Source organism: Segnochrobactrum spirostomi, from assembly GCF_009600605.1.
GTDB classification, from domain to species: Bacteria; Pseudomonadota; Alphaproteobacteria; order Rhizobiales; family Segnochrobactraceae; genus Segnochrobactrum; species Segnochrobactrum spirostomi.
This window is the reverse complement of sequence record NZ_VWNA01000001.1, coordinates 1,528,572-1,543,702: the sequence shown is the minus strand read 5'-3', so window position 1 is coordinate 1,543,702 and position 15,131 is coordinate 1,528,572. Positions and strand designations below refer to the sequence as shown.

Here is a 15,131-nt window from a genome sequence, read left to right as displayed (position 1 = left end):
CACGAGCGAGACCTCGCCCTATCCGCCCCCTCATCCGCCCCTCCGGGTCCCCTTCTCCCCGACGGGGAGAAGGAGGCGGCCCCGCCGAGGTTCCCCACGGAAGGGGAGCGCGAAGCGCCGAAGACCATCTTACGGCAGGATTTCACCATGACCCGTGCGCCGCACCTGCCGTCGACCTATCTCGAGACCGCCGAGCCCGGGCCGGCGGCGCCGCCGCTCGACGGCGACCGCAAGGTTTCCGTCGCGATCGTCGGCGGCGGCTATACCGGGCTTTCGACCGCGCTCCACCTCGCCGAACGCGGCGTCGACGTCGCCCTCGTCGAGGCGAACGAGATCGGCTGGGGTTGCTCGGGGCGCAATGGCGGGCAGGTCAATCCGGGCCTCAAGCCCTATCCGGACGACATCGAGCGGGATTACGGCCCCGAGCTCGGCCGCCGCATGATCGCCTTCTCCTATGCCGCGCCGGATTTCGTCTTCGACCTGATCGCGAAGCACGGCATCGCCTGCGAGGCCGAGCGCCGCGGCACGATCCGGGCGGCGATCAACAAGCCCTCCGCCGCCGGCGTCGCGACGCTGTCGGCGCAGTTCGCCGCCCGCGGCATGGCCCATACGGTGCTCGACCGCCGCGGGGTCGCCGAGGCGACCGGCACGCCCCGCTATGTCGCCGCCCTGTTCGATCCGCGCGGCGGCGCCGTCAATCCGCTCTCCTATGCCCGCGGCCTCGCCACCGCCGCGATCGCCGCCGGCGCCCGGCTCCACGCCGGCACGCGCGCGCGCAAAATCGTCCGCAACGGATCGGGCTGGCGCGTCGAGACCGCGACGGGCACGCTCAGCGCCGACCATGTGGTGATCGGCACCAACGGCTACACCGACGATCTGTGGCCGGGCCTCCGGCACACCATCGTGCCGGTCTACAGCGCCATCGCCGCGACCGAGCCCCTGCCGCAAGCCTTGCGCGCCGCCATCCTGCCGGGCCGCGCCGTCGCCTACGAGGTCGGCTGGGACACCGTCTATTATCGCGTCAGCGCCGACGGCCGCCTGCTCATGGGCGGCCGCGGACCGCAGCGCCCGGCGCGGGGCGTCGAGGATTATCACCACCTCACGGCCTATGCCGAGCGGCTGTGGCCGGGGCTCAAGGGCCTCGCCTGGACCCACTTCTGGTGGGGCCAGGTCGCCATCACGGCGGACCATTATCCCCATCTCCACGAGCCCGCCCCGGGCCTCCACATCGCGCTCGGCTACAACGGCCGCGGCGTGGCGATGGCGACCGCGATGGGCGATCTCCTCAGCCGGCGCATCCTCGGCGCTTCGATCGCAGAGATCGAGCTACCCGTCACCGAGAGCCTGAAGCCGATCGCCTTCCACGGGCTCTGGCCCATCGGCGTGACGGCCCGGGTGATCTACGGCCGGCTGCGCGACCGGCTCGGCCTGTGAGCATGCTCTGCGATCGCAGTTGCCCGGCCCCTGTTGCCGAGCCCGCGGCCCTCGATTACCGTCCGCCGCGGATCGTCCCTGCGTTCGTTCGGGACACGCACGACTGAACCGACAGTCTCCGGGCGGAAGCGCCCGCAATCCAGAGAGAACGGAACCGCCATGGCCAACGAGCTGAAATTCTACATCGACGGCGCCTGGGTCGACCCGATCGTGCCGAAGACGCTCGACGTGATCGATCCCTCGATCGAGGAGCCCTTCACCAAGATCTCGCTCGGCTCGGCCGCCGACGTGGACCGCGCCGTCGCTGCCGCCAAGGCCGCGTTCGAGACCTTCTCGCGCACCGACCGCAGCGAGCGCCTGGCGATCCTCAAGCGCGTGCTTGAGGTCTACAAGCGCCGCTATGACGACGTCGCCGAGGCGATCTCCCGCGAGATGGGCGCGCCGCTGCCGTTCGCCAAGAGCGATCAGGCCTATGCCGGCCTCGGCCACCTCGAGAAGCTGATCGAGGTGTTCGAGACCTTCGAGTTCGAGGAGCAGCGCGGCACCACCCGCGTGGTGAAGGAGCCGGTCGGCGTCGTCGGCCTCATCACCCCGTGGAACTGGCCGCTCAACCAGATCATGTGCAAGGTCGCCCCGGCGCTCGCCGCGGGCTGCACGATGGTGCTGAAGCCGAGCGAGATCGCCCCGATCTCCGGCATCGTCTTCGCCGAGATCATGCACGAGGCGGGCGTGCCGAAGGGCGTGTTCAATCTCGTCAACGGCGACGGCCCGACGGTCGGCAACGCCATCTCCGGCCACCCGGACATCGACATGGTCTCGTTCACGGGCTCGACCCGCGCCGGCATCCAGGTCGCCAAGAACGCCGCCGACACCGTGAAGCGCGTCGCCCAGGAGCTCGGCGGCAAGTCGCCGAACATCATCCTGCGCGATGCCGACTTCGAGACCGCCGTGCGTAAGGGCGTGCGCGGCTGCTTCGGCAATTCCGGTCAGTCGTGCGATGCGCCGACCCGGATGCTGGTGCCGGCCGAGCGCCACGACGAGGCGCTGACCTACGCCAAGTCCGAGGCCGAGACCTTCCGCGTCGGCCCGCCGCGCGATCCCGACACCGTGCTCGGCCCGGTCGTCTCGGACGTCCAGTTCGAGAAGATCCAGCGCCTCATCCAGTCGGGCATCAGCGAGGGCGCGACCCTCGTCACCGGCGGCCTCGGCCGGCCCGAGGGCCTCAACCGCGGCTATTATGTGCGCCCGACCGTGTTCGGCCACGTCAAGCCGGACATGACGATTGCCCGCGAGGAGATCTTCGGCCCGGTGCTCTCGATCCTGAGCTACGAGGACGACGAAGAGGCGATCCGCATCGGCAACGACACGCCCTACGGCCTCGCGGCCTACGTGCAGTCGCAGGATCTCGGCCACGCCCACGCGGTCGCCCGCCGCATGCGCGCCGGTTCGGTCTATCTGAACTATCCCGAGTGGGATCTGAACGCGCCGTTCGGCGGCTACAAGCAGTCCGGCAACGGCCGCGAATATGCCGATTTCGGCCTCAACGACTTCCTCGAGATCAAGGGCATCGTCGGCTACGGCGAGTGATCGCCGGCTGAGCCGACGGATCGCGGGCTCCGCGGTCTCTCATGACGATGCGAGCCGGCCTCGGACGCCTCCGAGGCCGGCTTTCTTTTGAGCGGACCCGCCGTCCGTCAATCCTCGAACGCGTAGACGAGGCGCACGAGGCCGTCGCGGATGACCTCGGCCGAGCGCGCCACGACGTGGCGACGGAGTTGGCGCCGCGGGAACATCGGAATGCCGGTGCCGATCATCTCGGGGACGACGAAGAGCTCCAGGCTGTCGAGCGCGCCGTGGGCGATCATCTTGCTCTGGAGGAGGCCGCCGCCGACGATCCAGACGTCGCCGTCGTCGAGTGCGCGCACGTGCTGCACCAGGGCCGCGATGTCACCGCTCCACCGCTCGACGCCCTGCGGAGCGTCGTCGACCGGCGTCGAGGTCACCACGATGGCGCGCTGCGCCGCGTAGGGCCACTCGGACATGCCACGCACGATGTCGTAGGTCTTGCGCCCCATCACGACGGTGCGGATGCCGGCGATGAAGGCGTCATATTCCGGCCCGCCGGGATAGGGCTCGAGCCAATCGAGACCGTGATCCTCCGACGCGATGAAGCCGTCGAGGGTCGCCGCCATGAAACCGCGGATCGTCGCCATGCCATCCTCCTGTTTTTGGGAGGACTGCATCCATCAGTTCCGCGAACAGATCAAGAACGATGAGCCGCGCTGACCTGATCGTGACCGGGTGGTGTGAGGCACCGCCCGGTTCGCGTGAGCCCGTCTCACCCCAGCGCTTTGGCGATGGCGCGGAGGTTGAAGCTCTCGTCCGCGGCGTCGGCCGGGGTGACGGTCGGCGGGGCGGCGAGGATGCGGCGGGCGCTCATGTGGTCGCCGGGCTTGTTGACGGATTCGACCGCGGTGAGCCGGCCGTCGCGGAAGCGGAACACCGAGAAGGCGCCGCTCGCCGGATCGCCGCGCAGGACGCTCTCGTCGTCGGGGAGCGCGAGGCCGGCGATCTGGAGCTTGAGCGGCCCCTGATCGCTCCAGAACCACGGCACGGCGGCATAGGGATGCGGTTTGCCGGTCAGGCGGGCGGCGACGCACTTCGCCTGATCGACCGCGTTCTGCACCGATTCGAGCCGGACATAGCGGCCTTCGAGGAACGGGTTCGGATAGGCCGCGCAGTCGCCGATCGCCGAGACGTGCTCGTCGGCGGTGCGCAAGAGCGCGTCGGTCAGGACGCCGTTCTCGACCGGCAGGCCGGCGGCCGCCGCGAGCTCGGTGTTCGGGATGACGCCGATGCCGGCGAGCACCAGATCGGCCTCGATGCGGACGCCGGAATTGGTCTCGACCGCCTCGACGCGGCCGTCGCCGACGATGCGGGCGAGGCTGTCGCCGAAGCGGATGGTGACGCCGCTTTCGGCGTGCTTGTCGGCGAAGAAGGCCGACATCGGCGCCGAGATGGCGCGCATCATCACCCGCGGCGCGGTCTCGAGCACGGTCACCGCGATGCCGAGCTTCGCCGCCACCGCCGCGAATTCGAGGCCGATGAAGCCGGCGCCGATGACGACGGCGCGGCGGATGGTGCCGATGCGCTCGCGCAAAGCATGGGCATCGCCGAGGGTTCGCAGCGTAAAGACGCCGTCGAGATCGGCGCCCGGGCAGGCGAGCACGCGGTTGCGCACGCCGACGGCGAGCACGAGGTGGCCGTATTCGAGGCTACCGCCGTCGGACAGCGCGACGCGGCGGGCGAGCCGGTCGATCGCGGTGACGCGCACCCCCGACAGGAGCTCGACCCGGTGGTCGGCGAAGAAGGGTGCGGCGCGCAGTTCCAGGCTCTCGGCCTGCATGTCGCCGAGCATGTAAGCCTTGGAGAGCGGCGGGCGCTGATAGGGCAGGCCCGTCTCGTCGCCGACGAGGGTGATCGGTCCCTCATAGCCGTCCTCCCGCAGCGATATCGCGACCTGGAGCCCGGCCTGGCCGGCACCGGCGACGACGACGGGATCGTGCGCGCTCATCGGGCGGCCCTCCCGGTCGACGGTGCGGGGAAGCGGCGCGAGCAGGCGAGGTGCAGCATGGATTCGTCCCTGGAAAAGCCCACGGTCCCGGTCGGTCGGGCCGCGGTCGCCGCCCGTCTGGCGCGGGCTGGCGTCGGGCAGGGATAGAACCGTGCGGCGGGGCGGAGCGCAAGGTGCGTTTGCGACATCGCCGCGACAGGACGGGCGACGGCACACGCGTGCGTCGCCCGTCGTGGAATGGGCCCGGCGGAGGCCGCCGGGCCGTCGGATCGGGCGCCTGCGCCTCAGCCGCGGATGAAGGCCAGCAAGTCGGCGTTGAAGCGGTCGGGGTCGATCTGGGCGAGGCCATGGCTGCCGCCCTGGTAGACGAGGAGCTTGGCGCCCGGCACGATCTTGGCCGACTTCTCGGCCGAGGCGGCGATCGGGACGATCTGATCGTCGTCGCCGTGGATGACGAGGGTCGGCTTGTCGATCTTCTTCAGGTCGGCGGTGTAGTCGACCTCGGAGAATTCATGGATGCAGTCGTACTCGCCCTTGATGCCGCCCTGCATGCCCAAGCGCCAGAACGAGTCGCGCAGGCCCTCGACGATCTTCGCCCCGTCGCGGTTGAAGCCGTAGAACGGCGTCGTCAGGTCCTTGAAGAATTGCGAGCGGTTGGTCGCGGTGCCCTTGCGGATGCCGTCGAAGACTTCGAGCGGCGTACCCTCCGGGTTCGCCTCGGTCTTCAGCATCAGCGGCGGGACCGCGCCGACGAGCACGACCTTGGCGACCCGGGCGGTGCCGTGCCGGCCGATATAATGGGCGACCTCGCCGCCGCCGGTGGAGTGGCCGACGAGCACGAGATCCTTCAGATCGAGCGTCTCGATCACCTCGGCGAGGTCGTCGGCGTACTGATCCATCGTGTTACCGTTCCACGGCTGATCGGAGCGGCCATGGCCGCGCCGGTCGTGGGCGACGACGCGGAAGCCGTTCTGGCCGAAGAACAACATCTGCGCGTCCCAGGCGTCGCCGGCGAGCGGCCAGCCATGTGAGAACAGAATGGGCTGGCCGGCGCCCCAATCCTTGTAGGCGATGCGGGTGTCGTCCTTGGTGGTGACGAAGCTCATCGGGGGTCTCCTGGTGAAGGCGGGGACAGAGGAAAGCGTGGCGGATGCGGTCGGGTGTGGCGGCTGCTCGGTTCGGCACGCGCCGGCCCTCGCGAGCTCGCGCTGCGAATGCACGACAGCCCCTGAGGGGTTCTAAATTTTGTACAATTAGATTGCACACAACTAATTGCTCTGAGGGCGCCGCCTGTCAAGCGAACTCGACCCGATCACACAACCGTGACGGCAACGACCTGCGCGGCCGGGAGGGTGAGCGATGCCCCGCATCGTCTCGCGACGGTGGTTGCAACGGCGCCGAATTGGGTAAGCTCTCCCTCGTGACAGCCGAAGGAGATCAGCCTTGAGCGACGCCCAGAACCGCGACGCCTATCCGCGCGACATGCGGGGCTACGGACGCAATCCGCCCGATCCGGCGTGGCCGGGCGGGGCCAACGTCTGCGTCCAGTTCGTGGTCAATTACGAGGAGGGCGGCGAGAACAACATCCTCCACGGCGATCCCCATTCCGAAGCCTTCCTGTCGGAGATCGTCGGCGCGGCGAACTGGCCCGGCCAGCGCCACTGGAACATGGAATCGATCTACGAATACGGCGCTCGCGCCGGCTTCTGGCGGCTGTGGCGGCTGTTCACCAAGCGCGCCGTCCCGGTCACCGTCTACGGCGTCGCCACCGCCCTGATGCGCTCGCCCGAGCAGGTCGCGGCGATGAAGGAGGTGGGCTGGGAGATCGCGAGCCACGGCCTCAAGTGGATCGAATACAAGGACGTCCCGAAGGCCGTCGAGGCCGAGCATCTGCGCGAGGCGATCCGTCTCCACACCGAGGTCGTGGGCGAGCGGCCGCTCGGCTTCTATCTCGGCCGCACCACGATGAACACGCTCGACCTCGTCGCCGAGGAGGGCGGTTTCCTCTACGCCTCGGATTCCTATGCGGACGATCTGCCCTACTGGGTGAAGGGCCCGGCAAAGCCCCAACTCGTCATTCCCTACACCCTCGACACCAACGACATGCGCTTCGCGACGCCTCAAGGCTTCAATTCCGGCGACCAGTTCTTCGCCTACCTGAAGGACGCCTTCGACGTGCTCTATCGCGAGGGCGCCGAAGGTTCGCCGAAGATGGTCTCGATCGGCCTCCATTGCCGGCTCGTCGGGCGGCCCGCCCGCGTCGCCGCCCTGGAGCGCTTCGTCGATTATGTGCTCTCCCACGACAAGGTCTGGGTCCCGACCCGGCTCGACATCGCCCGCCATTGGCACGCGCGCCACCCGGCGCCGGCGAACCTGTGAGGCCGGCGGTGGACGAGGCGACCCTTTCGGCGGGCGGCAACCTGCGGCTCGGCCGGCGCGTCATGGACCGGCTCGACGCGCTTGCGGCCTATACGAGCGAGGCGCCGGCGCTAACCCGGCTCTACCTCACCCCCGAACACGCCGCCGCGGCGGCCCGGGTGCGCGGCTGGATGGAGGAAGCGGGCCTCGCGACTGAGATCGACGCCGCCGGCAACGTCGTCGGCCGCAAGGCGGGAGGGCGGGACGATGCGCCGATCCTCCTCCTCGGCTCGCACATCGACACAGTGCGCGACGGCGGCCGCTATGACGGCAATCTCGGCGTGGTCGCCGCGATCGAGGCGGTCGCAGCGCTCGACGGTCCGCTGCCGTTCGCGATCGAGGTGATCGCCTTCGGCGACGAGGAGGGCGTGCGCTTTCCGGTCACGCTGACCGGATCGCGCGCCGTCGCCGGAACGCTCGATGCGGCGCATTTCGAGGCGGCGGACCGCGACGGCGTCACGCTCGGCGCCGCGCTCGCCGCGTTCGGCGGCGATCCCGTCGCGGCACGTGCCCTCGGTCGCGCGCCGGGCCGCGTCGCGGCTTATGTCGAGATCCATATCGAGCAGGGGCCGGTGCTTGAAGCCGAGGGCCTTCCCGTCGGCATCGTCACCGCGATCGCCGGGGCGACCCGGCTCGAGGTCGTCGTCACGGGGATGGCGGGCCATGCCGGCACGGTACCGATGGCCCTGCGCCGCGACGCCGGGGCCGCGGCGGCGGAGATGGTGATTGCGGTCGAGGCCGTCGCGCGGGAGCGGCCGGAGATCGTCGCGACCGTCGGGCGCATCGAGTTCGGACCCGGCGCCGTCAACGTGGTGCCCGGGCGGGCCGTCTTCACGGTCGATCTGCGCAGCCCCGACGACGGGCGGCGGACTGCGGCCCTCGCGGATGTCGGCGAGCGCATCGCGGCGATCGCCGCCCGGCGCGGTGTGGGCGTCGAGAGCCGGGTTTTCTACAGCGAGGCGGCGGCGCCCTGCCATCCGGCGCTGATCGATGCCCTGAGCGGGGCGGTCGAGCGCATCGGCGTGCCGCCGCGCCGGCTCGTCTCGGGCGCCGGCCACGATGGACTCGCGATGATCGCGCTCTGCCCCATCGGCATGGTGTTCGTCCGCTGTGCCGGAGGGATCAGCCACAATCCCGCTGAGGCGATCGAGGTCGAGGATGCCGACGCGGCGGTGCGCGTCCTGATCGAGTTCCTGCGCGCCTTCGATCCGGCCCGGCTGCGGGCTGCGGCGTCGGACGGCGGGAGCGCCGACGCATCACGCCTGCGTAAGTAAGCCGGCTCGTGTCATTATTTCGGCCCGAGAACGGCCGCCAACCTAACCTTCTGCCTTGCGCGGAAGGCGCGGCCGGGGCCATACAGGGCCGGAAATGTTCAGGATTGGGCTGCTGTTCGCGCGAATCGCGCACGCTTCGCGGCGGCCTCGCGGGAGATGATCGTGAACGCTGTAACGTCCCCAGGCGCTTCGGCCGAAGCCATCCAGGCTCACTACGATGTCGGCAACGCTTTTTATGCGCTCTGGCTTGATCGGACCATGACCTATTCGGCCGCCCTTTGGGACGGGCCGGACGATCAGCGCGATCTCGCAGAGGCGCAGAAGCACAAGATCGAGTGGCATCTCGCCTCGGCGCGGGCCGGGCAGGCGCGGCGCCTTCTCGATATCGGCTGTGGCTGGGGCGCCACGCTGTCGGCGGCCTCCGCGCTCCCGAACATCGAACATGCCCAGGGGCTGACGCTCTCCGAGGAGCAGGCGGATCATATCCGCGCGCTCGGTCTGCCGAAGGTCGACGTGCGCATTGAAAGCTGGGCCGACCACGCCCCGTCGGTGCCTTACGATTCGATCATCTCGATCGGCGCGTTCGAGCACTTCACCAAGCCGACCGACGATGCCGCGGCGAAGATCGCGATCTATCGTGCCTTTTTCGAGCGCTGCCATGCCTGGCTGTCGCACGAGGGCTATCTGTCGCTGCAGACGATCGCCTACGGCACGATGAAGCGTACCGACCCGAACGTCGCGATGATGTCGGAGATCTTCCCGGATTCCGATCTGCCGCGGCTCGAGGAGATCGTCGTGGCGGCTGACGGGCTGTTCGAAATCGTGATGCTGCGCAACGACCGGCTCGATTATGCGCGGACCTGCGAGATGTGGGCGAAGCGTCTGCGCCGCGTGCGTGCCAAGGCGACGGAACTCGTCGGCGCGGCCCAGGTCGCCCGCTACGAGCGCTATCTGCGGCTTTCGGCATTCGGCTTCCGCGCCGGCAACATCAACCTGCTGCGCTTCACGCTGCGCCGCATCGCGTACTGACACCGCCACACGAACCGACAGGGGCCCGGCGGACGGGCCCCCGATCGGACGGTGGACGCCCGGTCAGCGCGCCGGACGACACCCGTCGAGCAGCAGTTTCACCGCGTTCCGGATATCCCGCTCGGCCTGGGCCGCGATGACGGCCGGATCGGCCCCGAGCAGGGCGTCCTGGAGCGGCCGGCAATGCACGATCGAGGCGAACATGCGCACCAGCGGATCGATCTCGGCGGTACACGCGATCTCCCCGCGCGCCTTCGCGCCCCGGAATATCTCGTGCATGAAATCGACGGCCGGCTGGGCGCTCTCCTCGATGATCCGCGCGAGATCGGGGAAGCGCGGCGCCTCCGCGATGATCACGCGGTGCAGGGCGATGCCGTCGGGATCGAGGGTCGAGCGCAGGATGCGCTCGCCCGCCGCAACCAGGATTTCCTCGAGCGTGCCTTCCATCAGGAGCGCGATCTTGACCTCGCGCACCTTGGTTTTCACGAAGGTCCGCACCACGGCTTCGAATAGCGCGGCCTTGGACGGAAAGCGCGCATAGAGCGTGCGCTTGGAGCTGCCGGAGCGGTTCGCCACCGCATCCATATTGGTGCTGGCGTAGCCTTCGGTCAGGAAAAGACGGGTGGCGACGGCGATGATCGTGTCGGTGACGATCTGCGAGCCGCCACGCGGCGGCCGCCCGATTCGCCGGCGAGGGATGATCCCCGCGTCGTACGCAGCCTCGGCATAAGCGAGATTTGCACTGTTCTGATCCATGCGGTCACGATGGCGTGTCCCCATATTGGGCGCAACCGCTTTTCGTGCCGTATTGGAACGATCGGACCTGAGGGCTCACGATCTCGTGGGGAACCGTTCCGTCGCGCTGCGGTTATGGGTGTGCGTCCCGTGCGCCCGGTGGGTGATGCAGGGGCGCCTTTATCGAACCCCAAGCCGGAGACGGATCATGACCACCACCGACGCGCAGGCGCGCCGCAAAGCCGCGCTGAAGACGCCGTCCGACCTTCCGTCCAACGCCGTCAAGGATATCGAGGGGGCGCTGAACGCGCTCCTCGCCGACATGTTCGCGCTCTATCTCAAGACCAAGAATTTTCACTGGCACATGTCGGGCCCGCATTTCCGGGATTATCACCTGATGCTCGACGAGCACGGCGAACAGATCTTCGCCACCACCGACGACATCGCGGAGCGGGTGCGCAAGCTCGGCGGCACGACGTTGCGCTCGATCGGACACATTGCCCGCCTCCAGCGCCTCTCGGACAACGATGCGGATTATGTGACGCCGCTCGACATGCTCGCCGAGCTCAAGGAGGACAACCAGCGCATCGCGATGAGCCTTCGTGAGGCGCACGGGGTCTGCGACGAGCACGGCGACATCGCAACCGCGAGCCTGCTTGAGACCTGGCTCGACGAGGCCGAGCGGCGGGTGTGGTTCCTGTTCGAATCGGCGCGCCGCGCCGAAGGCTGACGCGGTCTATCCCCAAGGACGGCATCCAGAGCGGCCGGCGGAAACGCCGGCCGTCGTGTTTCGGCACAAAAGCGTCGAAATCGCAGACGACAAGGCCGCCGCGGCCGGCAGACGTTCGGCCAAAAAAAATGCCGGGCCTGAGGCCCGGCAAGTAGCCGCACCAGAGGTGCGACACCTTCCAGAGGGGAACGCCGCCGGGAGGAAGGGACGATCGGGAGGAGACCGTCGACCGGCGACACGAACCTTATGCCACTTCGCATCTGCACAAACAATCAGCGTTGATGCATAGCGGCTATGCATTCCATGCGGCGCATTTGGGCAGAACTGTCATATTGCGATGCGGTACGGAGCGCGGGCGGCGGCGCGCAATCGCCGGCCGCAGCGCCCGTGCGATGCGGGATCGCGATCTCCAGGCGGCGCGCACCCCCCTTTTCAGGAGGCGCGAACTCGGCCAGCATCGCGGCCCCGCGCCCGCGTCGTGCTAGGCTTCGTGGCGGGCAAGGGCGAGTTGCCGGCGCGTTGCGCAAACTCGGGCGTGTTTCATCGAGGGACCCTGATGACCAAGGCTGAGCAGACTTTCACCGTTCTCGACGGCGGCATGGGCCGGCTCTTGGAGCGGCTCGGAGCGCCGTTCCGTCTGCCGGAATGGTCGGCTCTGTCGCTCATCGAGGCGCCGTCCTATGTCGATCAGGCTCATCAGGCCTATGTCGATGCCGGTGCCGAGATCATCACGACGAACTCCTACGCCCTCGTGCCGCACATGCTCGGTGAGGCGCGGTTCGCGGCGGAAGGGCAGGAATTGGCCCATCGGGCCGGGCGCATCGCCCGCGAGGTCGCGAACCGGGCCGGCCGCACCGTGCTCGTCGCCGGGTCGCTGCCCCCGGTGTTCGAGAGCTACCGGCCGCAGAATTATATCCGCGAGGAGGCCCCGCTGGTCCTCAAGACGCTGATCGCCGGCCTCGAGCCCTTCGTCGATCTGTGGCTGATCGAGACGCAGAGCTCGACGACGGAGGCGCTGACGGCGCTGGCGCTCGCGCGCGAAACCGGCAAGCCGGTCTTTGTCTCCTATACCCTCCACGACGAGGAGGGCCGGACGGGCCCGCCGCAACTGCGCTCCGACGAGCCGGTCGGCGAGGCCGTGGCAGCGACCATCGCGGCGGGCGCCGACGCCATTCTCTTCAATTGCAGCCAGCCCGAGGTGATGGGCGCGGCGATTGCGATCGCCCGGGAGGTCATCGATTCGTCCTCGCACCCGGAGACGGGACTCGGCGTCTACGCGAACGCCTTCGTGCCGGAGCCGCCCTCGGACGAGCCCTATCCCGGCATCTCCGAGATCCGCGCCGATCTCGATCCGCCCCATTATGTGAAGTGGGTGCAGCGCTGGGTCGACGGCGGCGCGACCATCGTTGGCGGCTGCTGCGGCATCGGCCCCGAGCACATCGCCGAAATCAGCCGCAGCCGCGCGGGGTGAGACTGCCTCACACCGCCAGATGGCGGTCGAGGAAGGCTGTGATTTCGGCGAAGGCGTCCTCGGTCTCGGGGACGAACGGCATCAGATATTGGGCGTGGCTCTGGGCTTCGAACACCTGGAGCACCGCCTCGATGCCGGCGCGGCGCAGCTTGCGGTGGGTGCGCACCGTGTTGCTGAGGAGGAGGTCGCGGGTGCCGGAGGTCAGGATCGCCGGCGGAAAACCGTTGAAATCGCCGAACAGCGGCGAGATCAGCGGATCGTCGAGGGCGCGGCCCGCCGCGTAGAGCCGCGCCGCGTCGGGAAGCCAGGATTTCTCGCTGACGAGCACGTTGTCGACATAGGCGTTGGCGGCGCTGCTGTCGCCGGCGCCGGTCAGGTCCGCCCACGGCGTGCCGGGGGCGATCGCGGCTGGAAGCGGCAGACCCTCGGCCTTGAGGCGCAGCAGGGTGGCGAGGGTGAGCCCGCCGCCGGCCGAGGCGCCGAAGATCGCCATCCGCTTCGGATCGTGCGCGGCGACGAGGGCGCGCCACACCGCGACCGCATCGTCGAGCGCAGCGGGGAACGGATGGTCCGGCGGCATGCGATAATCGACCGAGATCACCGTGCAGCGGCCGTAAGCGGCCATCAGCATGCCTTCGCCGGCGCCGACCTCGCCCGGATAGAGCACGTAGGCGCCGCCGTGAAGGTGGACGAAGACGCGGTTCGCGTTGCGCGGCGCGATCTCCTTCGGCGTCGAGACGAAGACCGGCACGCCGGCGATGACATCCCGTTCGACCCGGATGCCCAGCCGCTCCTTGAGGCCCGGCAGGAGCGGCGCGATTTGGGTGACGCTGGCATCGCGCTTGGCGCGCCACCCGGCCGCGTCGGTCGGGATGGTGTCCCAGTCCGCGGGGTAGGGCATCGCGACATAGGCCGCGAGCTCCGGGCTGATGGTGGTCGGGACCGGCAGGTCGCGCGCCGGGATCGGGCGCGGCGGGTAGGCCGTCTCCGCGGATGTCGGGGTTGGGGCGCCGTTCTCAGGCACCAGCGTCGCGGCTTCGGCCGGGCCGATCGCGGCGATCAGGGTCGCCGAGAGGGTTGTCGCCGCCGCGCTCGCGATGAGATCGCGCCGCGAGCAGCCGGGATCGTCGCCGTCCGCCATGTCGTCACCCCCGTTCACCTGAGCCGTCAGCCGGCCGGATCCATCATCCCGAAGGCGGCGACGAGGGCAAGCACCGCGATGCCGAGAGCGATCTCGGCGAGGCTGCCGATCCGGATCGCCGCGACCGCGCCGGATCGGGCGGAGACCCGCGGCACGAGGACGTAGCGGTTGAGAAGCGCGAGCCCGACCATCCCGGCAACCAGGGCGATCTTCACCGCGAGCAGGCGCTGATAGAGCGAGGCGCCGTCGATCGAGCTCCCGCTCAGGATCAGGGCTGCGTTGGCGACGCCGGTCAGGATCACCAGCGTCACCGCGGCGTGGCCGATGTTGGAGAAGCGCCGCAGGGCGATATTGGCTGCGGCGGCGTCACGGGGATCGTCGATGCGGGCGAGCAGCGGCACGAACGGTACGAGCGCCCCGAGCCAGAAGCCGCCGGCGAGGACGTGGAGGCCGTCGTTCAGCCGGTGGATGAGGCCGAGGCCGCCCTGCTGCATTCCGGCATGCCCGACGAGCGGCAGGCTCATGAGCATCGCGCCGCCGCCGAGGGCAGAGGCCGCCGTCCGCCACCGCTCGGGCACGAAGGCCGCGCCGAGGGCGGCGAGCGCGGCCGCCTCTTGGACGAGCCAGGCGAGGCCGAGATCGGTCTCGAACAGGACGCCGCGAAGGGTCGCCGGATCGAGCGCGTCGGCCCAGCCGTCGCCGAGCATCGCGGCGCGCAAAGGCAGGGTCACGAGGGCCGCCGCGACCGCGAACACGGCCGCGACGGTAAAGGCCGGAGAGAGCCGCGCACCGATCCGGGCGGCGAGCGGCTGCGGCAGCAGGACCGCGAGAAAGCCGCCCGCGCCCCACAGGAGCACGGCCGGTCCGTCATAGACGAACCGGCCGAGGATCAGGGCGGCGTCCGGCGGCATCAGCGGGTGACGGTGAAGGTGTAGCTTCCCTTCGTCTTGTGCCCGTCGTCCGACAGCGCGTGCCATTCGACGGTGTAGGTGCCGGGGATGAGCGGCCCCGCCACCGGCACCATCAGCGTCGTGTTCTTGTTCATCAGCATCGCGTCACCGAGCGAGACGGGGATCTTGTCGGGACCGGAGACCTTCACCCCGGAGAACTTGAGGTTCAGGGCCTCGGAGAAGGTGAGGTCGAGTTCGCTCGGGCTCTTGCCCTTGCTGCCCGCCGCCGGCACCGCGGCCTTGAGATGGGCGTGAGCGAAGGCCGGGCTCGCGAGGGCGACGATGACGGCGGCGATGCCCACGCGGAGAGGCGCTTTGGAGCGGAGGCTCGCCTTGGAGAAGAGGGTACGGATCATAATCGGGTTCTTTCCGGAT

General features: G+C 69.3%; 13 protein-coding genes and 1 pseudogene. 7 read left to right on the top strand and 7 right to left on the bottom strand.

The window, feature by feature from the left end:
• Positions 1–147: 147 nt before the first annotated feature.
• Both F0357_RS06920 and F0357_RS06915 read left to right on the top strand, forming a co-directional pair.
• Positions 148–1,434: an NAD(P)/FAD-dependent oxidoreductase gene (locus F0357_RS06920; RefSeq protein ID WP_153479673.1), complete on the top strand. Its 1,287-nt coding sequence runs from the start codon at positions 148–150 to the stop codon at positions 1,432–1,434.
• A 159-nt stretch (positions 1,435–1,593) separates the two neighbouring features.
• Positions 1,594–3,021, top strand: a complete 1,428-nt coding sequence (locus F0357_RS06915; RefSeq protein ID WP_153479672.1) for an aldehyde dehydrogenase family protein — start codon at positions 1,594–1,596, stop codon at positions 3,019–3,021.
• Between the two features lie 107 nt (positions 3,022–3,128).
• Here F0357_RS06915 and F0357_RS06910 read toward each other — a convergent pair whose 3' ends face one another.
• From F0357_RS06910 to F0357_RS06900, 3 genes are all read right to left on the bottom strand, one after another.
• The gene (locus tag F0357_RS06910; RefSeq protein ID WP_153479671.1) at positions 3,129–3,647 is read right to left on the bottom strand and encodes a dihydrofolate reductase family protein; all 519 of its coding nucleotides are present in this window, start codon (positions 3,645–3,647) and stop codon (positions 3,129–3,131) included.
• Positions 3,648–3,772: 125 nt separating this feature from the next.
• On the bottom strand, positions 3,773–5,008 hold the full coding sequence (locus F0357_RS06905) for an NAD(P)/FAD-dependent oxidoreductase (protein ID WP_153479670.1): 1,236 nt from the start codon (positions 5,006–5,008) through the stop codon (positions 3,773–3,775).
• A 284-nt stretch (positions 5,009–5,292) separates the two neighbouring features.
• A complete protein-coding gene (locus F0357_RS06900) occupies positions 5,293–6,114 on the bottom strand; it encodes an alpha/beta fold hydrolase (protein ID WP_153479669.1) in 822 nt (273 codons plus the stop codon).
• 376 nt (positions 6,115–6,490) lie between these two features.
• On the opposite strand from F0357_RS06900, the pseudogene puuE reads away from it, so the two are divergent.
• The 3 genes and pseudogenes from puuE to F0357_RS06885 all read left to right on the top strand — a co-directional run.
• A pseudogene (gene puuE / locus F0357_RS06895) lies at positions 6,491–7,366 on the top strand (allantoinase PuuE); the annotation flags it as partial.
• A gap of 29 nt (positions 7,367–7,395) precedes the next feature.
• Complete coding sequence (locus tag F0357_RS06890; protein ID WP_312861488.1) at positions 7,396–8,700, top strand: allantoate amidohydrolase; 1,305 nt, start codon at positions 7,396–7,398, stop codon at positions 8,698–8,700.
• Between the two features lie 162 nt (positions 8,701–8,862).
• Positions 8,863–9,729, top strand: a complete 867-nt coding sequence (locus F0357_RS06885; protein ID WP_208948250.1) for an SAM-dependent methyltransferase — start codon at positions 8,863–8,865, stop codon at positions 9,727–9,729.
• Positions 9,730–9,792: 63 nt separating this feature from the next.
• On the opposite strand, the gene F0357_RS06880 is transcribed toward F0357_RS06885, so the two are convergent.
• On the bottom strand, positions 9,793–10,485 hold the full coding sequence (locus F0357_RS06880; protein ID WP_208948249.1) for a TetR/AcrR family transcriptional regulator: 693 nt from the start codon (positions 10,483–10,485) through the stop codon (positions 9,793–9,795).
• Between the two features lie 187 nt (positions 10,486–10,672).
• On the opposite strand from F0357_RS06880, the gene F0357_RS06875 reads away from it, so the two are divergent.
• Positions 10,673–11,194 (top strand): Dps family protein, encoded by a 522-nt coding sequence (locus tag F0357_RS06875; RefSeq protein WP_153479666.1) that lies wholly within the window; start codon positions 10,673–10,675, stop codon positions 11,192–11,194.
• Positions 11,195–11,750: 556 nt separating this feature from the next.
• Positions 11,751–12,665 (top strand): homocysteine S-methyltransferase family protein, encoded by a 915-nt coding sequence (locus F0357_RS06870; protein WP_208948248.1) that lies wholly within the window; start codon positions 11,751–11,753, stop codon positions 12,663–12,665.
• Positions 12,666–12,672: 7 nt separating this feature from the next.
• Here F0357_RS06870 and F0357_RS06865 read toward each other — a convergent pair whose 3' ends face one another.
• The 3 genes from F0357_RS06865 to copC are packed head-to-tail and all read right to left on the bottom strand — an operon-like array spanning position 12,673 to position 15,112.
• On the bottom strand, positions 12,673–13,806 hold the full coding sequence (locus F0357_RS06865; RefSeq protein WP_153479665.1) for an alpha/beta hydrolase: 1,134 nt from the start codon (positions 13,804–13,806) through the stop codon (positions 12,673–12,675).
• A 26-nt stretch (positions 13,807–13,832) separates the two neighbouring features.
• Positions 13,833–14,717, bottom strand: a complete 885-nt coding sequence (gene copD / locus F0357_RS06860; protein ID WP_246161389.1) for a copper homeostasis membrane protein CopD — start codon at positions 14,715–14,717, stop codon at positions 13,833–13,835.
• Positions 14,717–15,112, bottom strand: coding sequence for a copper homeostasis periplasmic binding protein CopC (gene copC / locus F0357_RS06855; protein WP_153479664.1), 396 nt, complete (start codon positions 15,110–15,112; stop codon positions 14,717–14,719). Before copC ends, copD begins: the two co-directional genes overlap by 1 nt.
• Between the last annotated feature and the right edge of the window lie 19 nt (positions 15,113–15,131).